Origin of the sequence: Janthinobacterium sp. OK676 (assembly GCF_900103595.1) — a bacterium.
Lineage (GTDB): Bacteria > Pseudomonadota > Gammaproteobacteria > Burkholderiales > Burkholderiaceae_D > Janthinobacterium.
In genome coordinates this window covers 204011-226157 of record NZ_FNHA01000002.1, presented here as the reverse complement: position 1 = coordinate 226157, position 22147 = coordinate 204011, and the positions used below count along the sequence as shown (strand labels likewise).

Genomic DNA, 22147 nt, shown 5'->3' with positions numbered 1-22147 from the left:
GTCCTTAGATCATGCCAATAGTCGAAATTTCAAGTCGGAACAGGATGCAGGGACGAAAAAAAGCGCCGGTCGAAACCGGCGCCTTTATCTTGCATCACAACTGATCGATTACTCGGCCAGCAGTTGACGCAGCACGAATGGCAGGATGCCGCCATGCTTGTAGTAATCGACTTCGATCGGCGTATCGATGCGCAGCAGGACTTTGACTTCCTGGCTGGAGCCGTCGGCGCGGTGGATCACCAGGGTAGCCAGTTGCTGTGGCTTGATTTCGCCTTCGAGGCCTTTCAGGTCGAAGGTTTCCTTGCCGGTGATGCCCAGGGTTTGCACGCTGTCGTCGCCGATGAATTGCAGCGGCAATACGCCCATGCCCACCAGGTTCGAGCGGTGGATGCGCTCGAACGAACGGGTGATCACGGCTTTCACGCCCAGCAGTTGCGTACCTTTTGCCGCCCAGTCGCGCGACGAGCCCGTACCGTACTCTTCGCCGCCGAAGACCATGGTTGGCGTGCCTTCGGCAACATATTTCATCGCCGCGTCGTAGATCGACATCTGTTCGCCGGAAGGCTGGTGGATCGTGATGCCGCCTTCGACCGCCGAACCGTCTGCCTTGGCAGGGATCATGCGGTTCTTGATGCGCACGTTGGCGAACGTGCCGCGCATCATGATTTCATGGTTGCCGCGACGCGAGCCGTAGGAGTTGAAGTCCGCTTTCAGGACGCCGTTTTCCTTCAGCCATTTGCCTGCAGGACCGTTTTCCTGGATCGAGCCGGCCGGCGAGATGTGGTCGGTGGTGATGGAATCGCCGAACACGCCCAGTGCGCGTGCGCCTTCGATGCCGGTGGCCACTGCCGCTGGCGTCATCGAGAAGTTGTCGAAGAACGGTGGTTCCGCGATGTAGGTCGATTTCGGCCAGTTGTAGACTTGACCGGACACGGTCGTGACTTTTTCCCACAGCTTGCCTGGCGCGCCCTTGACGTCAGCGTAGTTGTCCTTGAACACCTTGGCGTTCATGGCGAACTTCATCATGGCCGACACTTCAGCCGAGGTCGGCCAGATGTCGCCCAGGTAGATGTCCTTGCCGCCCTTGCCCTTGCCGACCGGTTCCGTCATCAGGTCGCGCGTCATGTTGCCGGCGATGGCGTAAGCGACGACCAGCGGTGGCGAAGCGAGGAAGTTCGAGCGGATGTTCGGGTGAATACGCGCTTCGAAGTTGCGGTTGCCCGACAGCACGGCCGACGCGACGATGTCGTGCGTGGCAATGGCTGCGTTCAGCTCGGGCGTCAGGTCGCCCGCGTTGCCGATACAGGTGGTGCAGCCGTAGGCGGTCACGCCGAAGCCCAGTTTTTCCAGGTATGGCAGCAGGCCGGCAGCGGTCAGGTACTCGGTCACGACGCGCGAGCCAGGGGCCAGCGAGGTCTTGATGTGCGGAGCGACTTTCAGGCCGGCTTCGACGGCTTTCTTGGCCAGCAGGCCGGCAGCCAGCATCACGCTCGGGTTCGAGGTGTTGGTGCACGAGGTGATCGCGGCGATCAGCACGTCGCCGTTCGACACTTTCACGCCGTTCGTCGTTTCGTACACGGCAGCCAGGTCGGCCGGATTCTTGTTGAAGCCGTTTTCCGTGGTTGGCTTGGCGAACAGCTCGGCGAAGTTCGCCTTGACGTTGCCGATCTCGATACGGTCTTGCGGGCGTTTCGGGCCGGCCAGCGACGGAGCGACCGATGCCAGGTCCAGTTCCACCACGCGGGTGTAGTCGATGTCGCCGGCTTTTGGCACGCCGAACAGGTTTTGCGCCTTGAAGTAGCCTTCGAACGCGGCGATTTCTGCCTTGCTGCGGCCGGTGCCCTTGAAGTAGTCGATGGTCGCTTCGTCGACCGGGAAGAAGCCCATGGTCGCGCCGTATTCCGGTGCCATGTTGGCGATCGTCGCGCGGTCCGTCAGGGTCAGGGACTCGGTGCCTTCGCCGAAGAATTCGACGAACTTGCCGACGACTTTTTCCTTGCGCAGCAATTCGGTGATGGTCAGTACCAGATCGGTGGCGGTGCAGCCTTCGCGCAATGCGCCCGACAGGTTCACGCCGATGACGTCCGGCGTCAGGAAGTAGACCGGTTGGCCCAGCATGCCCGCTTCCGCCTCGATGCCGCCCACGCCCCAGCCGACCACGCCGATGCCGTTGATCATGGTGGTGTGCGAGTCGGTGCCGACCAGGGTGTCAGGGTAGTACACGTCGCCGGCTTTCTTGCCTGCGTGGTGCACGCCGCGTGCCAGGTATTCCAGGTTGACCTGGTGGACGATGCCGAAGCCTGGTGGCACGACGCCGAAGGTGTCGAATGCCTGCATGCCCCATTTCATGAACTGGTAACGCTCGTTGTTACGCGAGAATTCCAGTTTCATGTTCAGGTCCAGCGCTTTCTTTTCGCGGTAGTGATCGATGGTCACCGAGTGGTCGACCACCAGGTCGACCGGCACCAAAGGCTCGATCTTCTTGGCGTTGATGCCCATCTTGGCGGCCACGTTGCGCATCGCTGCCAGGTCGGCCAGCAATGGAACGCCGGTGAAGTCCTGCAGCACGACGCGCGCCACTACGAACGGGATCTCGTCGGTGCGCTCGGCGGTCGGGCCCCAGCTCGCCAATTGCTTGACGTGTTCTTCGGTGACTTTTTTGCCGTCGCAGTTGCGCAATACCGATTCGAGCACGATACGAATCGACACTGGCAGGCGGGAGACATTGATGCCCAGGCTTTTTTCCAGCGCAGGCAGGGAGTACAGCTTGCCCTTCTTGCTATCCGAAATATTAAAGTCCTTGAGCGTGTTCAGAGTGTTGCGGGACATGACCTCTCCTTGTTGGGTATCGTCTATTTATTGATTATTCAAATTACAAAACATGACTGAGCCCCCGAAGAGGCCCTTGCTACGCACATCAGCCGCCGGCGGCCGGCAGCACGCCCAGCGATGGCGCGGCTTCCACCACTGCCGCCGGCTTGGCTTGCTCCGCATCCTTGCATTCATTGGCCAGCTGGCGGCCCTGCTTGGAATCGAGCAGCATGCCTTTGGCCGGGATGCCGATCCACACGAGGCCGTACAGACGGTTCTCGAAGCGGTTGGCGCCGGTCGTGGTGCCGACGCGGCTCAGGCGGTGCAGGCGCTTCTTCCAGCGCAGGGCGATGTGTTTGTCGTCAGTCGCATTGGTGTAGATGGTAATTTTGTTACCAAGTTCACAATTGAAATCGGTGGAAGCCGAGCCCGCGGTGTCCGGCTCATCGGATTCTTCCTTGTCGGCGACCGACATGGCGAGCGGATGGGCTTCCTTGGCGGCTGCCTTGGCCTTGGCGGTCTTGGCCTTTGGCTTGGCCTTGACAGCCTTGACGGCCTTGGGATTTGCCTCTGCCGTGGCGGCGAAGCTGGCTGGCGCCAGCGTGAGGGACATGGCGCCCAGCGCGACGCTGCAGGCAATGGCTAATTTGGAGAGGGACATCGTGTAATTCCTGTCAGTTTTCAGTGGTGCTGGAAGAGGGGGTGTTGAGTAATGCGGCGGCCGCCTCGGGCAGGCCAAGGCCCGCCAGTTTGGCGCGTTGCAAAACGGTCCAATAATATCGGTAGCTGGCGCGGTCGTGCAAGCGGCCATTTTGCGCAATCGGTCCCCAGTTGGCGCGCAGCGCCTCATTGAGGATGTTGCTCGCTTCGTTGACTTCGGACAGGCGCGGCGTGAAGGCCTTGATGATGGGCTTGATCTGGTCCGGGTGGATGCTCCACATGCGCGTGTAGCCGAATTCGGCCGTCGCGCGCTGGGCGTCGTTCGCCACCACGGCCGAATCGCGCACGTCCGTCGTCACGTTGTGCGACGCCACCTTGCCGTGCGCGTGGCAGGCGGCCGCCACTTCGAGCTTGGCGCGCACCACCAGCGGGTGCGTGAACTGGCCCGGCGTGCGCATGGCGGCGGCGGGAATGGCGCCGTAATGGGCCGAAACGAAATCCATGATGCCGAAGGACAGGCATTCGACCTGCGGCAGGGCGGCGATGGCGTAGGCGTCGCGCAGCGCGCCATGCGTTTCGATCAGGATGTGCACGGGCAGGTTGTCGCGGCCGGCGCGGCGCGCGTGCAGGTTGATCAGGTCGATGGCCAGCATGGCGTCCTGCACGCCGGCGACCTTGGGCACGGCGATGTAGGCCAGGCGCGATGCGGCGCCGCAGATGATTTCCACGTCGCGCGCGAAAAACGGGCTGTCGACGTCGTGCACGCGCACGCCGATGCGGTTGAACTGGTTCTCGTCGCTGGCCAGCAGGCCGGCGATCATCAGCGCGTGGGCTTCTTCATTGCCGGCGCTGGCGCCGTCTTCGCAGTCGAAGGTGATGTCGAACAGGGGGCCAAGCTCTTGTTGCAAAGCAATCGATTTACGCATCAGCTTTTCGGAGCCGGCGTAGTGGTCGCAAGCGGCGAGCAACAGCGGCTGGCGTTTGCCTTGGAATAAAACCTCGGAAGGGTGCATGCTTAAGGCATTTCTGCAGGTAAAGACTACTTGAGAAAACAGCCGCGCCGCGAATCTCGCGGAGCGGCCTTCTTGGCGGGCGGCGCATTGCCGCGCCGCCAAAACTGGACTTAGGCCAGCAGGTGTTTCACGCCTTCGCGCTCTTCGGTCAGTTCCTTCAGGGTCAGGTTGATGCGCTCTTGCGAGAATGCATCGATTTCCAGACCTTGAACGATGGTGTACTCACCGTTGTCGGTGGTGACCGGGAAGCCGAACACGGTGCCTTCAGGGATGCCGTACGAGCCATCCGAAGGAACGCCCATGGTGGTCCACTTGCCGGCCGTGCCCAGCATCCAGTCATGGATGTGGTCGATGGCGGCGTTCGCTGCCGACGCTGCCGACGACAGGCCGCGCGCTTCGATGATGGCCGCGCCGCGCTTGCCGACGGTAGGCAGGAACACGTTGGCGTTCCATTCCTGGTCGTTGATCAGGTCCTTGACGGCCTTGCCGTTCACGGTGGCGAAGCGGTAGTCGGCGTACATCGTTGGCGAGTGGTTGCCCCAGACGGTCAGCTTCTCGATGTCTTTCACGGCGGTGCCGGTCTTGGCAGCGACTTGCGACAGCGCGCGGTTGTGGTCCAGGCGCAGCATGGCGGTGAAGTTCTTCGCTGGCAGCGATGGCGCCGATTTCATGGCGATGTAGGCGTTGGTGTTGGCAGGGTTGCCGACCACCAGCACTTTGACGTTGCGCGAAGCGACGGCGTCGAGCGCCTTGCCTTGCACCGTGAAGATCTGGGCGTTCGCTTCCAGCAGGTCCTTGCGTTCCATGCCTGGGCCGCGCGGACGCGCGCCAACCAGTACGGCCACGTCGACATCCTTGAATGCGGTCAGCGGATCGGAGTGGGCGGTCATTTCCGTCAGCAGCGGGAACGCGCAGTCGTCGATTTCCATCATCACGCCCTTGAGCGCCTTCTGGGCTTTTTCGTCCGGGATTTCAAGCAGTTGCAAGATGACAGGCTGGTCTTTGCCGAGCATGTCGCCATTGGCGATGCGGAACAACAGGGCGTAGCCGATCTGGCCGGCGGCGCCGGTCACTGCAACACGCATTGGGGTTTTAGCCATGATGAATCTCCAAAAATGGGAAAGAAAACGGGCTTGAAGCTGGGCTTACGCTTATCCGGAAAAACTGTAATGATACCAAAACCGGCCCGCGCCACCGAATTGCTGGTGTACGCTGCCGCGACGCATGTGCTGCACGAGGCCAGAGTGGCTGGCCGACAACATAAAACGCTGGCTCACAAGTTTTATCGAGGGCAGTTTAGGCCTCTGATCCCTATCTGTCAATCATATCTTATGTCTTATATAAGACAGATAACTACATGCGTTTTACTGGACGCGGGCAGTGATTTGTGTTGAAATGTCGGACTATGAATTCCGCCTCGTCCAATCTGACCAACAATGCCACTGCTGCAAGCGGGGCGGTCAGTCCGACCGCGGGCGCCCCGGCCACCCCTGCCGCCAGCGCTAATGCCACCCCTGCCACGGCCGTATCCGCGCCCGCGCCTGCCGCGACCGCTTCGCCCACCTTCAGTCCCCTGTACCAGCAGATCAAGGCGCTCATCACGCAAAGCCTGCAATCGGGCGAATGGAAGCCGGGCGAGCTGATCCCCAGCGAAGTCGAGCTGGCAGGCCGTTTCAAGGTCAGCCAGGGCACCGTGCGCAAGGCCATCGATGAGCTGGCCGCCGAGAATCTCGTCATGCGCCGCCAGGGCAAGGGCACCTTCGTTTCCACCCACCATGAGGCGCGCGCGCATTTCCGCTTCCTGCGCCTGGTGCCGGACGAAGGCGTGCCGCATTATCCCGAAAGCAAATTTATCGAAGTCAAGCGCGTGCGTGCGCCGGCCGACGTGGCGCGCCTGATGGACCTGAAGTCCGGCGACGCCGTCATCTTCATCAAGCGCGTGCAGTATTTCGACGGCATTCCCACCATCGTGGAAGAGCTGTGGCTGCCCGGCCTGATCTTCAAGGGACTGACGGCCGAGCGCCTGGTGGAATACAAGGGCCCCATGTACGGCCTGTTTGAAACGGAATTTGGCACGCGCATGATACGCGCGTCCGAGCAGATCCGCGCCGTGTGCGCCGACGCGGGCGCCGCGCAACTGTTGAATATCGACCTCGGCACGCCCTTGCTCAGTTCCGAGCGCGTGTCGTTTACCTACGGCGACAAGCCGGTCGAACTGCGCCGGGGCCTGTACCTGACCATTCGTCACCATTATCAGAATGAACTCAGCTGAAGCGGCGGGGTGCCCATGGGTGCCCGAACAAGCGGCAAGGCGGAAGTGCATCGCTTGAAGTGCCCATCGCGAGGCGGGCATGGAGACAACAGAACGCGCAGGTAAAGCATGGCCGGCCCCGGCGGGCCGTGTTTTGCCGGCGATTCTGTAATTAAATTACGTGAACTACGGAAAGTAGCGCGGTATTTTGTAGTAAAAAACCATTTTGGTTATATGTAACAATAGATATTGGTATCGGTTGCGAAAATCGGCGAAAATCGCGGCTTCAATATTTAGTTGAAATTCAAAGGGGAGGTTTTTGTTATGTCTGAAGCCGTAAGAGAAGTACCAAAAAAAGAACGGCCGCAATTCCGTAACATTCATGTTACCGAATTGTCGAACTACCGCATGGCGATCGGCGCCATCGTCTCGATCCTGCATCGCATCAGCGGCATCATCATTTTCGCCCTGCTGCCGGGCATCCTGTACATGCTGGAACTGAGCCTGCGTTCCGAAATGTCCTACGCCTACTTCCAGGGCATCGCCTCGCACTGGTTCGTCAAGCTGATCACCCTGGGTCTGGTCTGGGCCTTCCTGCACCACTTCTGCGCCGGTATCCGCCACCTGTTCATGGACGTGCACGTCGCCGCCGAGAAAGAGCCTGCGCGCAATACGGCCAAGTTCGTTCTGGTGATCAGTCTGGTACTGACCGCTCTGGTCGCTTTGAAACTGTTTGGAGTATTTTAATGGCAAACAATAACATCGGACCGAAACGCCTCGTTGTCGGCGCCCATTACGGCCTGCGCGACTGGCTGGCGCAACGCGTCACCGCCCTCGTCATGGTGGCCTACGTCGCCATCCTGCTGATCGCCTTCCTGACCGGCAGCAACTTCAGCTATGAAGGCTGGGCTGGTCTGTTCGCACAGCAATGGTTCAAATTAATCAGCCTGGTGACGTTTGTTGCCTTGTTCTACCACGCATGGGTCGGCGTACGCAATATCTGGATGGACTACGTGAAAAGCGTTGGCCTCCGCCTGACCCTGCAAATTGCCACCATGCTGTGGTTGATCGCTTGTGCCGGCTGGACGGTACAGATACTCTGGAGTGTGTAATCGTGGCAGCATATAAATCTGCAATTCCTACCCGCCGCTTTGATGCGGTCATCGTTGGCGCCGGCGGTTCCGGCATGCGCGCGTCGTTGCAGCTGGCTGAAGCCGGCCTGAACGTCGCTGTCCTCTCGAAAGTTTTCCCGACCCGCTCGCACACCGTGGCGGCGCAGGGCGGTATCGGCGCGTCGCTCGGCAACATGGCCGAAGACAACTGGTTCTGGCACATGTTCGACACCGTCAAGGGTGGCGACTATCTGGGCGACCAGGATGCCATCGAATTCATGTGCCGCGAAGCACCGAAGGTCGTGTACGAACTGGAACACTTCGGCATGCCATTCGACCGCAACCCTGACGGCACCATCTATCAGCGCCCTTTCGGCGGCCACACGGCCCACTTCGGCGAAAAGCCGGTGCAGCGCGCTTGCGCGGCAGCCGACCGTACCGGTCACGCCCTGTTGCACACGCTGTACCAGCGCAACGTGCGCGCCCGTACGCACTTCTTCGTCGAATGGATGGCGCTCGACCTGATCCGTGACGCCGAAGGCGACGTGATCGGTGTTGTCGCGCTGGAAATGGAAACCGGCGAATGCATGATCCTGGAAGCAAAGACGACGGTCATGGCAACGGGCGGCGCAGGCCGCATCTTCGCCGCGTCGACGAATGCGTTCATCAACACCGGTGACGGCATGGGCATGGCGGCACGCGCCGGCCTGCCGCTGCAGGACATGGAATTCTGGCAGTTTCACCCGACCGGCGTGGCCGGCGCGGGCGTATTGATCACCGAAGGCGTGCGCGGCGAAGGCGGCATCCTGATCAATAGCGAAGGCGAACGCTTCATGGAGCGCTATGCGCCTACCCTGAAGGATCTGGCGCCGCGCGACTTCGTCTCGCGGTCGATGGACCAGGAAATCAAGGAAGGCCGCGGCTGCGGTCCGAACAAGGACCACGTGATGCTGGACCTGCGCCATATCGGCGCCGACACCATCGCCAAGCGCCTGCCGTCGATCCTGGAAATCGGCCACAAGTTCGCCAACGTCGACGCCACCAAGGAACCGATTCCTGTCGTGCCGACGATTCACTACCAGATGGGCGGTATCCCGACGAACATCCACGGCCAGGTCGTCACCCCGACCGGTCCTGAAGGTTCGGCGAAAGTCGTCAACGGCCTGTACGCGATCGGCGAATGCGCCTGCGTTTCCGTGCACGGCGCCAACCGCCTGGGCACGAACTCGCTGCTCGACCTGGTGGTGTTCGGCCGCGCGGCCGGCAACCACATCGTGGGCAGCGGCCTGAAAGCCAAGGAAAACAAGCCTTTGCCAGCCGATGCCGCCGACTTTGCCATGGGCCGCTTGCAGCGCCTGGAAAACTCGACCGGCACGGAAACCGTGCAGGGCGTGGCGAACGACATCCGCGCCACCATGCAGAAGTATTGCGGCGTGTTCCGTACCGACGAGATGCTGAACAAGGGCGTCGAAGAAATCATGAAGCTCGACGAGCGCCGCAAGCACGTCTCGTTCAAGGATAAATCGATGGTCTTCAACACGGCTCGCGTGGAAGCGCTGGAGCTGGACAATCTGATCGAAACGGCAAAGGCGACCATCGTCTCGGCAGCGGCCCGCAAGGAATCGCGTGGCGCCCACGCCCAGGACGACCACCCGACCCGCGACGACGACAACTGGATGAAGCACACGCTGTGGTATTCGGAAGGCAACCGACTGGAATACAAGCCAGTCGTGACCAAGCCTTTGACGGTTGATACCTTCAAACCGAAACCACGTACTTTCTAAGGCTATACCATGGCACGCACTCTCAAATTCAAAATCTACCGCTACGATCCTGACCAGGATGCCAAGCCTTACATGCAAGACCTGACGGTCGAGCTGAAAGACACCGACAAGATGCTGCTCGACGCACTGCAGCGCATCAAGTCGGACGTCGATGACTCGCTGGCCCTGCGCCGCTCGTGCCGCGAAGGCGTGTGCGGTTCGGACGCGATGAACATCAACGGCAAGAACGGCCTGGCATGCACGACCAACCTGAACGAACTGACCGAGCCTATCGTGCTGCGTCCGTTGCCAGGCTTGCCGGTCATCCGCGACCTGATCGTCGACATGACGCAATTTTTCAAGCAGTACGATTCGATCAAGCCTTTCCTGATCAACGATTCGATCCCGCCTGAAAAAGAGCGCCTGCAGTCGCCGGAACAGCGCGAAGAACTCGATGGCCTGTACGAGTGCATCCTGTGCGCATGCTGCTCCACGTCGTGCCCGTCGTTCTGGTGGAATCCGGACAAATTCGTCGGCCCGGCCGGCCTGCTGCAAGCCTACCGCTTCATCGCCGATTCGCGCGACGAAGCCACGGGCGCGCGTCTGGACAACCTGGAAGACCCGTACCGCCTGTTCCGCTGCCATTCGATCATGAACTGCGTCGACGTCTGCCCTAAAGGTTTGAACCCGAACAAGGCGATCGGCAAAATCAAGGAATTGATGGTCCGCCGCGCGATCTGATCCTCCTGATCGCATCCGCCGGGCGCCGTTTGCGGGAAGAGGGTATCCTCTCTTGCCTGCAGGCGGCGCCTGCAAAGCAGCACCGTGCCGCAAGGCACACGTAAAGTGGTAAACCAAATGACAGAATCAATTTTGTCCTCGCATCAGGCCGACCCGGCCAACCGCGCCCGCCTGCGCTGGCGTTCACGCCGTGGCCTGCTGGAAAACGACATTATCCTGACCCGTTTTCTCGATGCGTATGAAACCGAATTGACCGATGAAGAAGTTGACGCGCTGACGCGTTTGCTGGATTTATCGGACAATGCGTTAATGGATCTGGTACTGGCCCGTAAAGAGCCGGAAGGCGAAGTCGATCTGCCGCATGTGCGCGCACTGCTGCAACGACTGCGCATTGCCTAGACGCCTGGGCGATATATTGCAAACGGTGCGAGTGGCGCGCTGTAGCACTGCCGAGTGCGGTGCGAATTGCAGCCAGAATTTTTGATTTTAATTTCGACTCACTCCCGAGAAGGAAGAGCCCATGAATATCTCTGACACAAAAGCTACCCTGTCGTTCTCCGATGGCAGCCCATCGCTTGAATTTCCAATCTACAAAGGCACGGTTGGCCCGGACGTCATCGACATCCGCAAACTGTACGCCGGTAGCGGCAAGTTCACCTACGACCCAGGCTTTATGTCGACGGCCGCCTGCAACTCGTCGATCACCTACATCGACGGCGACAAGGGCGAGCTGCTGTACCGTGGTTACCCGATCGAACAGTTGGCCGTCAACGCCGACTTCATGGAATCGTGCTACCTGCTGCTGAACGGCGAACTGCCGAACGCGGCGCAGAAAGCCAAGTTCGTCGACACCGTCACCAAGCACACGATGGTGCACGAACAGATGCAATTCTTCTTCCGTGGCTTCCGCCGCGACGCGCATCCGATGTCGGTCCTGGTGGGCACCGTCGGCGCGCTGGCATCGTTCTACCATGACTCGCTGGACATCAACGACCCGCGTCACCGCGAAGTGTCGGCCATCCGCCTGATCGCCAAGATGCCTACCCTGGTCGCCATGACCTACAAGTACTCGGTCGGCCAGCCGTTCGTGTACCCACGCAACGACCTGTCGTACAGCGCCAACTTCATGCACATGATGTTCGCCAACCCGTGCGAAGAGTACAAGGTCAACGACGTGCTGGTGCGCGCCCTGGACCGCATCCTGATCCTGCACGCGGACCACGAGCAAAACGCATCGACATCGACCGTCCGTCTGGCCGGTTCGTCGGGCGCCAACCCGTTCGCCTGTATCGCTGCCGGTATCGCCTGCCTGTGGGGCCCTGCCCACGGCGGCGCCAACGAAGCGGCACTGAATATGCTGAAAGAAATCGGCACCGTCGAGAACATCCCTGCCTTCATCGCGCAAGTCAAGGACAAGAACTCCGGCGTCAAGCTGATGGGCTTTGGCCACCGCGTGTACAAGAACTTCGATCCACGCGCCAAGCTGATGCGTGAAACCTGCTACGAAGTGCTGCAAGAACTGGGTCTGCAAGACGACCCGCTGTTCAAGCTGGCGATGGAACTGGAAAAGATTGCACTGAACGACGAGTACTTCGTGTCGCGCAAACTGTACCCGAACGTCGACTTCTACTCGGGCATCGTGCAATCGGCGCTGGGCATCCCTGTGTCGCTGTTCACCGGTATCTTTGCCATGGCCCGCACCATCGGCTGGATCGCCCAGTGGAACGAAATGATCGCCGACCCGGAACAGAAAATCGGCCGTCCGCGCCAGCTGTTCGTCGGTTCGACCACGCGTGAAGTACTGCCACTGGACAAGCGTTAATCCAGAGCGGTATCGAGCAAGCAAAAAAACGGGCTTCGGCCCGTTTTTTTATGCCAGGCTGTTATGCTCGGGCCCTGGTTCAACAGGAAGCACACGCGATGAATGAAGAAACCTGCGCCCCCAGCGGCGTGGCCCTGGCCGATACGGCGTTTGGCTACACCTTGTCGCTGATTGGCGGCAAATACAAGATGCTGATCCTGTACGCGCTGGCGGCAAACACGGTGCTGCGGCATAACGAACTCAAGCGCCATCTTGGCGGCATCGCCTTCAAGACCCTCAGCGTCGTGCTGAAGGAACTGGAAGCGGACGCGATGATCGTGCGCAAGGAATATCCGCAAGTGCCGCCCAAGGTGGAATATTCGCTGTCAAGCAAGGGCGTCTCGCTGATCCCCGTGCTGCATACCCTGTGCGAGTGGGGCGAGCGGCACCAGCCAACCTGAGCCCGATGCGCATGGCCAAGGGGTTTTTCCTCGTCAAGTAACTTACTTTTCTTACTGTATGACCAGTCAATGTGCGTACTTGTGAAAAGTACTCGTGATGGTTATGCTGTTTTTGCCTCTGCGGGCGCTACCACGCGCCATGGGGCAGGGTACCGGCTTGCCTGATTTTCTGTGGGCGCGGGGCCGGTGCGTCCATCCATTTTCAGGAAAACAGCATGTTGAAAACCCTCGTTATCGTCTTCCATCCCGCCATTGAAACTTCGGTGGCCAACAAGCGCTGGCTGCAGGAAGTGGCGCAATACCCGGAGCAGTACACCATCCACGATGTGCATCGGGCCTACCCCGATGGCATCATCGACGTGGCGCAAGAGCAGGCGCTGGTGGAGGCGCACGCCAATGTGGTCCTGCAATTTCCCGTGTACTGGTTCAACTGCCCGCCCTTGCTGAAACAGTGGCTTGACGAGGTGCTGGCGTATGGCTGGGCCTACGGCACGGGCGGCGATGCTTTCCGGGGGCGCAAGGTGGCACTGGCCGTCACGGCCGGCATCCGCGAGGAAGAATTCAGGCCGGAAGGCAAGTGGAAAGTCACCCTGGCGCAGCTGCTGGCGCCATTCGACGTCACCCTGGCGTATGTGGGCGCCGACAACCGCCGCTTCTTTGCCTTCTATGGCGCGGAAGACGGGCCGAAGGAAGCCGGTTATGCCGAGCGACTGGCGCGCAGCGCGCACGAGTACGTGGGTTTCCTGGCGGCGCTGTAGGCAGCGGGGCCAGCCTCAGTTCAATGCCGCTTGCCAGTGGCGGCGATGGTGTGCGCTAACTGCGCCGCATCGGAAAGGTTTCCAAGGGGCGGAAGGGGCGGGCGGCGCGTGCAAGCATATGATTCTTTCGCTATTCGATACGCTCCTTGCATAGATCCTTTCGACCAAACGGGACAAATAGAGTAGATTGCAATACTTAGTTGCATGGATCGGACGAATCAAGAGGGAGCCGCAGATGGACCGTATCACCGCCGCACAAGTATTCGTCACCATCGCCGAGCGGGGCAGCATGGTGGCCGCCAGCGACGCGCTCGACATGTCGCGCGCCATGGTGACGCGTTATCTGGCCGAGATGGAGGAGTGGGCGGAGGCACGCCTGTTGCATCGCACCACGCGCCGTCTGAGCCTGACGGATGCGGGCGAGACCACCCTGGCGCGCTGCCGCCAGATGCTGGAAGTGGCCGGCGCCATGGCCGTCACTTCGCCCGAGGGACTCGATACGCCGCACGGTCTGCTGCGCATTACCTGCTCGCAATCGCTGGCGCAGACGGCGCTCGCTGGCGCAGTAACCGCTTACCTGCGGCGCTACCCGCGCGCCGCCGTCGACCTGCAGATGGAGAACCGCGCCGTCAATCTGGTGGAGCAGCGCATCGACCTGGCGATCCGCATCACGAATGCGCTCGAGCCGAACCTGATCGCGCGCCAGCTGGCCAGCTGCGCGTCGGTGGTGTGCGCCGCACCATCGTACCTGGCGGCGCACGGCACGCCGCGACGGGCGCAAGACCTGGCCCTGCACAACTGCCTGACGTACACCTATTTCGGCAAGAGCCTGTGGCAATTCACGCATGACGGGGAAGCGCTCACTGTCCCCGTCAGCGGCCGCCTGTCGGCGAATGAGTCGCTGGTCCTGCTGGTGGCCACGGTGGCGGGGGCGGGCATCGCCATGCAGCCGCGCTTTTCTGCGGCGCCGCTGATCGCCAGCGGGCAGCTGGTGGAACTGTTGCCCGCCTACCAGCCGCAGAACATGGGCATCTACGGCGTCTACACGTCGCGCCAGCACATGTCGCCCCTGCTGCGCACCATGCTCGACTTCCTGGTCGAGTGGTTTGCCGGCGATGCCGACTGGCTGGCCGCCATCGCGGCGGCACCTTTGCCGGGCAGACCAGTGGGGCGAAAACGGCAGGCCGGCAGGGGCGCCGACGTGCCGTAAGCGCAACAGTGGCAGGCTTGCAAGCCCGGTAAAATCAACAACACAGCTTACATTTGCTTGCCAAATAAAATCCAACTGGCAGTTGTTGCGTTACAATACCGCGTGCTATTCTAAATGACGGTATGCAGAATGCTGGTGCAATAAAAAAGCCCTTCCCCACAACTTGATGTGCAATCCGCTAACCGGTCAGGCCGTGTCGCGGAAGGTTAGATTAACCCGCTAATTCCTCGCGAAGCGCGAAGAAAGGTGAGCAATATATGCAGCAATTAACGACCAACTCCTACCTGTTCGGTGGGAATGCTCCGTACGTGGAAGACCTGTACGAGGCGTATCTGAACAACCCAGGCTCGGTACCCGACAACTGGCGTTCCTACTTCGACGCCATGCAGCACGTGCCTGCCGTCGATGGCACCAACAAGCCTGACGTGGCTCACGCCTCCGTCGTCGCCTCGTTCGCCGAGCGCGCAAAAGCAGGCCCGATCCGCACAGTGACCGCTTCCTTCGACGCCGAAATGGGCCGCAAGCGCGTCGCCGCCACGCAGTTGATCGCCGCTTACCGCTACCTGGGCACGCACTGGGCCAACTTGGATCCGCTGCAGCGCCAGGAACGTCCGATGATCCCGGAACTCGATCCGAGCTTCTACGGCTTCACCGATGCGGACATGGACACCGTGTTCAACATCAGCAATACGTATTTTGGCCCCGAGACCGCCACCCTGCGCGATCTGCTCAACTATCTGCGCGACACCTACACGCGTTCGATCGGCGCCGAATTCATGTACATCTCCGACCCGGCCGAAAAGCGCTGGCTGCAAGAGAAACTGGAATCGATCCGCTCCACCCCGAATTTCACCCCAGAGAAAAAAATCCACATCCTCGACCGCCTGACCGCGGCTGAAGGCCTGGAACGCTATCTGCACACCCGCTACGTGGGCCAGAAGCGCTTCTCCCTGGAAGGCGGCGAAACCTTCATCGCCTCGATGGATGAAACCATCCAGCGCGCCGGCGAAAAAGGCGTGCAGGAAATCGTCATCGGCATGGCCCACCGCGGCCGTCTGAACGTGCTGGTGAACACCCTGGGCAAGGCGCCGCAGGAACTGTTCGAAGAATTCGAAGGCAAGCATGGCGACGACCTGCCTGCCGGCGACGTGAAGTACCATCAAGGCTTCTCGTCGGACATCTCCACCGCGGGCGGCCCGGTCCACCTGTCGCTGGCGTTCAACCCGTCGCACCTGGAAATCGTCAACCCTGTGGTCGAAGGTTCCGTCAAGGCCCGCATGGACCGTCGCGGCGACGTGCACGGCGCGCAAGTGCTGCCTATCCTGGTGCACGGCGATGCCGCTTTCGCCGGCCAGGGCGTGGTCATGGAAACCTTGAATCTGGCGCAAACCCGCGGCTACGGCACGGGCGGCACGGTGCACATCGTGATCAACAACCAGATCGGTTTCACCACCTCGGACCCACGCGACTCGCGCTCGACCCTGTACTGCTCGGACGTCGTCAAGATGATCGAAGCGCCGGTCCTGCACATCAACGCCGACGATCCTGAAGCCGTGGTGCTGGCGACGCAAATCGCGCTCGACTACCGCATGGAATTCAAGAAGGACATCGTCCTCGACATCATCTGCTACCGTAAACTTGGCCACAACGAGCAAGATACGCCGGCCCTGACGCAGCCGCTGATGTACAAGCGCATCGGCCAGCATCCAGGCACCCGCAAGCTGTACGCGGACAAGCTGGTTGCCCAGGGCGTGATCCCTGCCGATGGCGGCGACAAGATGGTGGCCGCCTTCCGCGACGCCATGGACGCCGGCAAGCACACCGTCGACCCGGTCATTTCGAACTTCAAGAACAAGTACGCCGTCGACTGGCTGCCGTTCCTGAACAAGAAATGGACCGACTCGGCCGACACCGCCGTGCCGATGACGGAACTCAAACGCCTGGCCGCGCGCATCACCACCGTGCCGGAAGAATTCAAGGTCCACTCGCTGGTTGAAAAAGTCCTGGGCGACCGCGCCACCATGGGCCGCGGCGAAATGAACCTGGACTGGGGCATGGGCGAACACCTGGCCTACGCTTCGCTGGTATCGTCCGGCTACGCCATCCGCCTGACCGGCCAGGATGCGGGCCGCGGCACCTTCGTGCACCGCCACGCCGTGCTGCATGACCAGAACCGCGAGCGTTGGGATGCGGGTACCTATATTCCGCTGCAAAACGTGTCGGACAACCAGGCGCCGTTCACCGTCATCGACTCGGTGCTGTCCGAAGAAGCCGTACTGGCCTTCGAATACGGCTACTCGACCGCTGAACCGAACACGCTGACGATCTGGGAAGCCCAGTTCGGCGACTTCGCCAACGGCGCGCAAGTGGTGATCGACCAATTCATCAGCTCCGGCGAAGTGAAGTGGGGCCGCGCTTCGGGCTTGGTCATGATGCTGCCGCACGGTTACGAAGGCCAGGGTCCTGAGCACTCGTCCGCGCGTCCTGAGCGTTTCCTGCAGCTGTGCGCAGACAACAACATGCAGGTGGTGCAGCCGACGACGGCTTCGCAGATCTTCCATTTGCTGCGCCGCCAGATGGTGCGCCAGTTCCGCAAGCCGCTGGTCATCCTGACGCCGAAGTCGCTGTTGCGCAACAAGGATGCCGGTTCGCCGCTGACCGACCTGGCCAAGGGCGGTTTCCAGACCGTCATCGGCGAAGTCGACGACAAAATCGACGCCAAGAAAGTCAAGCGCGTGGTCGCCTGCTCGGGCAAGGTCTATTACGACCTGGTCAACGCACGCAAGACCCGTGGCCAGACCGACACGGCCATCGTGCGCCTGGAACAGCTGTATCCGTTCCCGCACAAGTCGTTCGCTGCCGAACTGAAGAAGTTCCCGAACCTGGTCGAAGTCGTATGGGCGCAGGACGAGCCGCAAAACCAGGGCGCCTGGTTCCAGATCCAGCACAACATCTTCGAAGGCCTGGAATCGGGTCAGCGTCTGGCTTACGCCGGCCGTCCCGCTTCGGCGTCGCCAGCTGTCGGTTACTATGACAAGCACTACGCCCAGCAAAAAGATCTGCTGGAAACGGCATTCTCGAAGCTGAAGGGTTTTATCCTGACCAAGTAAGCGGCAGGATGAGGGGCGCCATGCGATTGCATGGCGCTTGCTCGTTACATCATGACGGAGCGCCGCCCTTGCTACGCAGGGGCGGCGCCGCAATAACAAAATAAACGGAGTTTTACATGGCACAAATCGAAGTCAAAGTTCCCCAGTTGTCGGAATCGGTTGCAGAAGCGACCCTGCTGGCATGGCACAAGAAAGTCGGCGAAGCAGTTGCGCGCGACGAAAACATGATCGATATCGAAACCGACAAGGTCGTGCTGGAACTGCCGGCGCCTGCCGCTGGCGTGATCGTGCAGATCATCAAGGCTGACGGCGCCACCGTCGTTGCCGGCGAAGTCATCGCCATCATCGACACCGACGGCTCGGCCAAGGTCAGCCCGATGGAAGTGTCGGCCGTGCCTGCACCAGCCCTGGCTGCCGCCGCCCAAGATACCGCTAGCGCTTCGGCGCCAGCCGCCGCGACCAAGGGCGATGTCGCCATGCCTGCCGCCGCCAAGATCCTGTCCGAAAAAGGCCTGTCCGCTGGCGACGTCGCCGGTTCGGGCAAAGACGGCCGCGTGACCAAGGGCGACGCCCTGGCCGCTTCCTCCAAGCCAGCTGTCGCGCCGCTGGCGCCAGCCGCTGCCAAGCCGGCGCTGCAACAAGTTGCCACGCCGTCGGCCGCCAACCTGGGCGACCGCCCGGAAGAGCGCGTGCCGATGAGCCGCCTGCGCGCACGTATCGCCGAGCGCCTGCTGCAATCGCAATCGACGAACGCCATCCTGACCACGTTCAATGAAGTGAACATGCAGCCGGTCATCGACCTGCGCAACAAGTACAAGGACAAGTTCGAGAAAGAGCACGGCGTCAAGCTGGGCTTCATGTCCTTCTTCGTCAAGGCCGCCGTCGCCGCCCTGAAAAAGTACCCGATCATCAATGCCTCCGTTGACGGCAACGACATCGTCTACCACGGCTACTTCGACATCGGCATCGCCGTCGGTTCGCCACGCGGTCTGGTCGTGCCTATCATCCGCAACGCGGACCAGCTGTCGATCGCCGACATCGAGAAAAAAATCGGTGAATTCGGCGCGAAAGCCAAGGAAGGCAAGCTGACCCTGGACGACCTGACGGGCGGCACGTTCTCGATCTCGAACGGCGGCACCTTCGGCTCCATGCTGTCGACCCCGATCATCAACCCGCCACAATCGGCCATCCTGGGCGTGCATGCGACCAAGGACCGCGCCGTTGTCGAAAACGGCCAGATCGTGGTACGTCCGATGAACTACCTGGCCATGTCCTACGACCACCGCATCATCGACGGCCGCGAAGCCGTCCTGGGCCTGGTGGCGATGAAAGAAGCGCTGGAAGATCCTGCACGCCTGCTGCTGGACCTGTAAGCACCGTAGTCCCCCGGCGTAGCCGCCGGGGCAATGTAGCTGATACCCTTGCCAGAAGACGCAGCTGGCTGATCTCAATGAAAGAGGATTCCTATGAACATCTCTGAAGAAATCAAGCGTCTGCACGAGTTGCACCTGGCGGGCGCCCTGAGCGATGCGGAATTCGCGCAAGCGAAAGCCAAGCTCCTGAGCAGTATCAACCTGGACAAGCCGGACGGCACTTCCGGCGCCAATGCCGGTGCGGCTGCCGCTCCGTCGAACGACCTGGTGCAGGAATTCAACCGCCTGCGCCGTTCGCGCAACGACCGCTGGCTCGGCGGCGTCTGCGGCGGCCTTGGCCGCGCTTCCGGCATGGATGCGTGGATCTGGCGCCTCGTCTTCGTCCTGTTTACATTGACCTTCGGCTTCGGCGTGGTGATTTACCTTCTATTGTGGATTTTCGTACCAGACGAAGAGATTGGAATAACAAAACATGAGTACTAAACAATTTGACGTAGTTGTCATCGGTGCGGGCCCTGGCGGCTACATCGCCGCCATCCGCGCAGCGCAGCTGGGCTTTTCCGTCGCTTGCGTCGACGAGTGGTCGAACGCCAAGGGCGGCGCCGCTCCTGGCGGTACCTGCACCAACGTCGGCTGCATCCCGTCGAAAGCGCTGCTGCAATCGTCCGAGCATTTCGAACACGCGGGCCACAGCTTCGCCGAGCACGGCATCGACGTCGCCGGCCTGAAGCTGAACCTGGGCCAGATGCTCAAGCGCAAGGACACCGTCGTCAAGCAAAACAACGACGGCATCCTGTACCTGTTCAAGAAGAACAAGATCGCCTTCTTCCACGGCCGCGCCGCATTCGCTGCCGCCGCCGCTGGCGCGTACGAGATCAGCGTGACGGGCGAAGCCAACGAAACCCTGAGCGCCAAGCACGTGGTCATCGCCACGGGTTCGAACGCGCGCGAACTGCCGGGCGCACCATTCGACGAGAAATTGATCCTGTCGAACACGGGCGCACTGGCCATCGACGCCGTACCAGCCAAGCTGGGCGTCATCGGTGCCGGCGTGATCGGCTTGGAAATGGGTAGCGTATGGCGCCGCCTGGGTTCCGACGTCACCGTGCTCGAAGGCTTGCCGGTCTTCCTGGGCGCCGTGGACGAGCAGATCGCCAAGGAAGCGTCGAAGCTGTTCACCAAGCAAGGCTTGAAGATCAATCTCGGTTGCAAGATCGGTGCGATCACGCCAGGCAAGAAAGACGTCACCGTGGAATTCGTGGACGCCAAGGGCGAAGCGCAAAAAGCCGTGTTCGACAAGCTGATCATCTCGATCGGCCGTACGCCGAACACCAACGGCCTCGGTGCCGACAAGGTCGGCCTGCAGCTGGACGAGCGCGGCTTCATCGCCGTCGACGGCGACTGCAAGACCAACCTGCCGAACGTGTGGGCGGTGGGCGACGTCGTGCGCGGCCCGATGCTGGCGCACAAGGCGGAAGAAGAGGGCGTTGCCGTGGCCGAGCGTATCGCCGGCCAGCATGGCCACACCAACTTCAACACAATTCCTTGGGTCATCTACACCTCGCCGGAAATCGCGTGGGTCGGCAAGACCGAGCAAACCCTGAAGGCCGAAGGCGTCGCCTACAAGGCAGGCACCTTCCCGTTCATGGCCAACGGCCGTGCGCGCGCGCTGGGCGACACCTCGGGCATGGTGAAATTCCTGGCCGATGCGACCACCGATGAAATCCTCGGCGTGCACATCGTCGGCCCGATGGCTTCCGAACTGATTTCCGAAGCCGTCGTGGCGATGGAATTCAAGGCTTCGGCCGAAGACATCGCGCGTATCTGCCACGCCCATCCGTCCCTGTCGGAAGCGACCAAGGAAGCGGCACTGGCGATTGACAAGCGCACGTTGAACTTTTAATTGTAGTTAGTCCTGCAGGGGCGCTCGCGGATTTTTTCCGCCGGCGCCCTTGTGCGTTAAAGCGAATCCCATGAACGTAGAAGAGTTTTACCAGCACGCGCTGCAGAAGCGTGATTTCAAGGCCGATGCCGCCCAGCGGCGCGCGGTCGACCGCCTGCAGCTGTGCTATGACGAGTGGGTGGCCTACAAGGGCCAGCGCTCGAGCACCTTCAAGCGCCTGCTGAACCGTCCCGCCGTGCCGAAAGGCGTGTACATGTGGGGTGGGGTGGGGCGTGGCAAATCGTTCCTGATGGACAGTTTTTACTCGGTCGTGCCCCTGGTGCGCAAGACGCGATTGCACTTCCATGAATTCATGCGCGGCGTGCACCAGCAGCTCGACGAATTGAAAGGCGTGGCCGACCCGCTCGACGAGGTGGCCAAGCGCATCGCCAAGAAATACCGCCTCATCTGTTTCGATGAATTCCACGTCTCCGACATCGCCGACGCGATGATCCTGTACAACCTGCTGTCGGCCCTGTTCGCCAATGGCGTGTCCTTCATCATGACGTCGAATTACGATCCGGACCTGCTGTATCCGGACGGCCTGCACCGCGACCGCATGCTGCCGACCATCGCGCTGCTGAAGGAAAAACTCGACGTGATGAACGTCGACGCCGGCGTCGATTACCGCGGCCGCGCGCTGGAACAGGTGGAAAGCTACTACACCCCGCTCGGTGCGGAGACCGACAAGGCCTTGCGCGACGCCTACGCGCGCATCGCCGAGACGGCCGACGAAGACGCGCGCATCCGTATCGAGAGCCGCGAAATCCATTGCCTGCGCCGTGCCGGCGGCATCATCTGGTTCGATTTCGCCACCCTGTGCGGCGGTCCCCGCTCGCAAAATGATTACCTGGAAATCGCCAGCCGCTTCCATACGGTGATATTGTCCGGCATACCGGCCATGTCGGCGGCGCAGTCGTCCGAGGCGCGCCGCTTTACCTGGCTGATCGACGTGTTTTACGACCAGAAGGTCAAGCTGATCATGTCGGCCGAAGTGCCGCCGGAGCAGCTGTACACGAACGGCATGCTGGCCAACGAGTTTCACCGCACCGTTTCGCGTATCATCGAGATGCAATCGCGCGAATACATGGAAAAAGAACAGCGCGGCGCGGCCGACGCGATCGTTTGAGGCAGGGATAAT

Annotated in this window: 19 protein-coding genes; 15 read left to right on the top strand and 4 right to left on the bottom strand. The window is 61.1% G+C overall.

Annotated elements, in window-relative coordinates; all coding sequences use genetic code 11:
• Positions 1-108: 108 nt before the first annotated feature.
• The 4 genes from acnA to BLU39_RS04635 form a co-directional block, all read right to left on the bottom strand.
• The gene (acnA, locus tag BLU39_RS04650) at positions 109-2829 is read right to left on the bottom strand and encodes an aconitate hydratase AcnA (protein WP_092710380.1); all 2721 of its coding nucleotides are present in this window, start codon (positions 2827-2829) and stop codon (positions 109-111) included.
• Between the two features lie 88 nt (positions 2830-2917).
• Complete coding sequence (locus BLU39_RS04645; RefSeq protein ID WP_092710377.1) at positions 2918-3472, bottom strand: hypothetical protein; 555 nt, start codon at positions 3470-3472, stop codon at positions 2918-2920.
• Between the two features lie 13 nt (positions 3473-3485).
• Positions 3486-4484 (bottom strand): HpcH/HpaI aldolase/citrate lyase family protein, encoded by a 999-nt coding sequence (locus BLU39_RS04640; protein ID WP_092710374.1) that lies wholly within the window; start codon positions 4482-4484, stop codon positions 3486-3488.
• A gap of 110 nt (positions 4485-4594) precedes the next feature.
• Entirely contained in the window at positions 4595-5584 is a 990-nt protein-coding gene (locus BLU39_RS04635; RefSeq protein WP_034752084.1) for a malate dehydrogenase, read from the bottom strand.
• Positions 5585-5889: 305 nt separating this feature from the next.
• Here BLU39_RS04635 and BLU39_RS04630 point away from each other — a divergent pair, with 305 nt between their 5' ends.
• From BLU39_RS04630 to zapE, 15 genes are all read left to right on the top strand, one after another.
• Positions 5890-6756 (top strand): GntR family transcriptional regulator, encoded by an 867-nt coding sequence (locus tag BLU39_RS04630; RefSeq protein ID WP_092710372.1) that lies wholly within the window; start codon positions 5890-5892, stop codon positions 6754-6756.
• 303 nt (positions 6757-7059) lie between these two features.
• A complete protein-coding gene (gene sdhC / locus BLU39_RS04625; protein WP_046685732.1) occupies positions 7060-7482 on the top strand; it encodes a succinate dehydrogenase, cytochrome b556 subunit in 423 nt (140 codons plus the stop codon).
• Positions 7482-7847, top strand: a complete 366-nt coding sequence (gene sdhD, locus BLU39_RS04620; RefSeq protein ID WP_046685731.1) for a succinate dehydrogenase, hydrophobic membrane anchor protein — start codon at positions 7482-7484, stop codon at positions 7845-7847. Before sdhC ends, sdhD begins: the two co-directional genes overlap by 1 nt.
• Before the next feature lie 2 nt (positions 7848-7849).
• Positions 7850-9631, top strand: a complete 1782-nt coding sequence (gene sdhA / locus BLU39_RS04615) for a succinate dehydrogenase flavoprotein subunit (protein ID WP_092710369.1) — start codon at positions 7850-7852, stop codon at positions 9629-9631.
• A 9-nt stretch (positions 9632-9640) separates the two neighbouring features.
• Positions 9641-10351 (top strand): succinate dehydrogenase iron-sulfur subunit, encoded by a 711-nt coding sequence (locus tag BLU39_RS04610; RefSeq protein ID WP_046685729.1) that lies wholly within the window; start codon positions 9641-9643, stop codon positions 10349-10351.
• Positions 10352-10468: 117 nt separating this feature from the next.
• Positions 10469-10750 (top strand): FAD assembly factor SdhE, encoded by a 282-nt coding sequence (locus BLU39_RS04605; protein WP_034752073.1) that lies wholly within the window; start codon positions 10469-10471, stop codon positions 10748-10750.
• A gap of 121 nt (positions 10751-10871) precedes the next feature.
• Positions 10872-12173 (top strand): citrate synthase, encoded by a 1302-nt coding sequence (gltA, locus tag BLU39_RS04600; RefSeq protein WP_034752071.1) that lies wholly within the window; start codon positions 10872-10874, stop codon positions 12171-12173.
• A 98-nt stretch (positions 12174-12271) separates the two neighbouring features.
• The gene (locus BLU39_RS04595) at positions 12272-12613 is read left to right on the top strand and encodes a winged helix-turn-helix transcriptional regulator (RefSeq protein ID WP_092710366.1); all 342 of its coding nucleotides are present in this window, start codon (positions 12272-12274) and stop codon (positions 12611-12613) included.
• Positions 12614-12828: 215 nt separating this feature from the next.
• Entirely contained in the window at positions 12829-13371 is a 543-nt protein-coding gene (locus tag BLU39_RS04590) for an NAD(P)H-dependent oxidoreductase (protein WP_092710364.1), read from the top strand.
• Positions 13372-13606: 235 nt separating this feature from the next.
• The gene (locus tag BLU39_RS04585; RefSeq protein WP_092710361.1) at positions 13607-14581 is read left to right on the top strand and encodes a LysR family transcriptional regulator; all 975 of its coding nucleotides are present in this window, start codon (positions 13607-13609) and stop codon (positions 14579-14581) included.
• Positions 14582-14838: 257 nt separating this feature from the next.
• Positions 14839-17691, top strand: coding sequence for a 2-oxoglutarate dehydrogenase E1 component (locus BLU39_RS04580; protein WP_092710359.1), 2853 nt, complete (start codon positions 14839-14841; stop codon positions 17689-17691).
• A 116-nt stretch (positions 17692-17807) separates the two neighbouring features.
• The gene (gene odhB, locus BLU39_RS04575; RefSeq protein ID WP_092710356.1) at positions 17808-19064 is read left to right on the top strand and encodes a 2-oxoglutarate dehydrogenase complex dihydrolipoyllysine-residue succinyltransferase; all 1257 of its coding nucleotides are present in this window, start codon (positions 17808-17810) and stop codon (positions 19062-19064) included.
• A gap of 93 nt (positions 19065-19157) precedes the next feature.
• Complete coding sequence (locus BLU39_RS04570) at positions 19158-19547, top strand: PspC domain-containing protein (RefSeq protein WP_092710354.1); 390 nt, start codon at positions 19158-19160, stop codon at positions 19545-19547.
• Positions 19537-20967 (top strand): dihydrolipoyl dehydrogenase, encoded by a 1431-nt coding sequence (lpdA, locus tag BLU39_RS04565; protein ID WP_092710351.1) that lies wholly within the window; start codon positions 19537-19539, stop codon positions 20965-20967. The genes BLU39_RS04570 and lpdA overlap by 11 nt, the downstream gene beginning before the upstream one ends.
• A 70-nt stretch (positions 20968-21037) precedes the next feature.
• Complete coding sequence (gene zapE / locus BLU39_RS04560) at positions 21038-22135, top strand: cell division protein ZapE (protein WP_092710347.1); 1098 nt, start codon at positions 21038-21040, stop codon at positions 22133-22135.
• Positions 22136-22147 lie beyond the last annotated feature (12 nt).

Excerpts from the sequence above, each read along its gene's own strand:
- acnA (WP_092710380.1), bottom strand. The coding sequence starts at position 2,829 with ATGTCCCGCAACACTCTGAACACGCTCAAGGACTTTAATATTTCGGAT.
- BLU39_RS04645 (WP_092710377.1), bottom strand. The coding sequence starts at position 3,472 with ATGTCCCTCTCCAAATTAGCCATTGCCTGCAGCGTCGCGCTGGGCGCC.
- BLU39_RS04640 (WP_092710374.1), bottom strand. The coding sequence starts at position 4,484 with ATGCACCCTTCCGAGGTTTTATTCCAAGGCAAACGCCAGCCGCTGTTG.
- BLU39_RS04635 (WP_034752084.1), bottom strand. The coding sequence starts at position 5,584 with ATGGCTAAAACCCCAATGCGTGTTGCAGTGACCGGCGCCGCCGGCCAG.
- BLU39_RS04630 (WP_092710372.1), top strand. The coding sequence starts at position 5,890 with ATGAATTCCGCCTCGTCCAATCTGACCAACAATGCCACTGCTGCAAGC.
- sdhC (WP_046685732.1), top strand. The coding sequence starts at position 7,060 with ATGTCTGAAGCCGTAAGAGAAGTACCAAAAAAAGAACGGCCGCAATTC.
- sdhD (WP_046685731.1), top strand. The coding sequence starts at position 7,482 with ATGGCAAACAATAACATCGGACCGAAACGCCTCGTTGTCGGCGCCCAT.
- BLU39_RS04610 (WP_046685729.1), top strand. The coding sequence starts at position 9,641 with ATGGCACGCACTCTCAAATTCAAAATCTACCGCTACGATCCTGACCAG.
- BLU39_RS04605 (WP_034752073.1), top strand. The coding sequence starts at position 10,469 with ATGACAGAATCAATTTTGTCCTCGCATCAGGCCGACCCGGCCAACCGC.
- gltA (WP_034752071.1), top strand. The coding sequence starts at position 10,872 with ATGAATATCTCTGACACAAAAGCTACCCTGTCGTTCTCCGATGGCAGC.
- BLU39_RS04595 (WP_092710366.1), top strand. The coding sequence starts at position 12,272 with ATGAATGAAGAAACCTGCGCCCCCAGCGGCGTGGCCCTGGCCGATACG.
- BLU39_RS04590 (WP_092710364.1), top strand. The coding sequence starts at position 12,829 with ATGTTGAAAACCCTCGTTATCGTCTTCCATCCCGCCATTGAAACTTCG.
- BLU39_RS04585 (WP_092710361.1), top strand. The coding sequence starts at position 13,607 with ATGGACCGTATCACCGCCGCACAAGTATTCGTCACCATCGCCGAGCGG.
- BLU39_RS04580 (WP_092710359.1), top strand. The coding sequence starts at position 14,839 with ATGCAGCAATTAACGACCAACTCCTACCTGTTCGGTGGGAATGCTCCG.
- odhB (WP_092710356.1), top strand. The coding sequence starts at position 17,808 with ATGGCACAAATCGAAGTCAAAGTTCCCCAGTTGTCGGAATCGGTTGCA.
- BLU39_RS04570 (WP_092710354.1), top strand. The coding sequence starts at position 19,158 with ATGAACATCTCTGAAGAAATCAAGCGTCTGCACGAGTTGCACCTGGCG.
- lpdA (WP_092710351.1), top strand. The coding sequence starts at position 19,537 with ATGAGTACTAAACAATTTGACGTAGTTGTCATCGGTGCGGGCCCTGGC.
- zapE (WP_092710347.1), top strand. The coding sequence starts at position 21,038 with ATGAACGTAGAAGAGTTTTACCAGCACGCGCTGCAGAAGCGTGATTTC.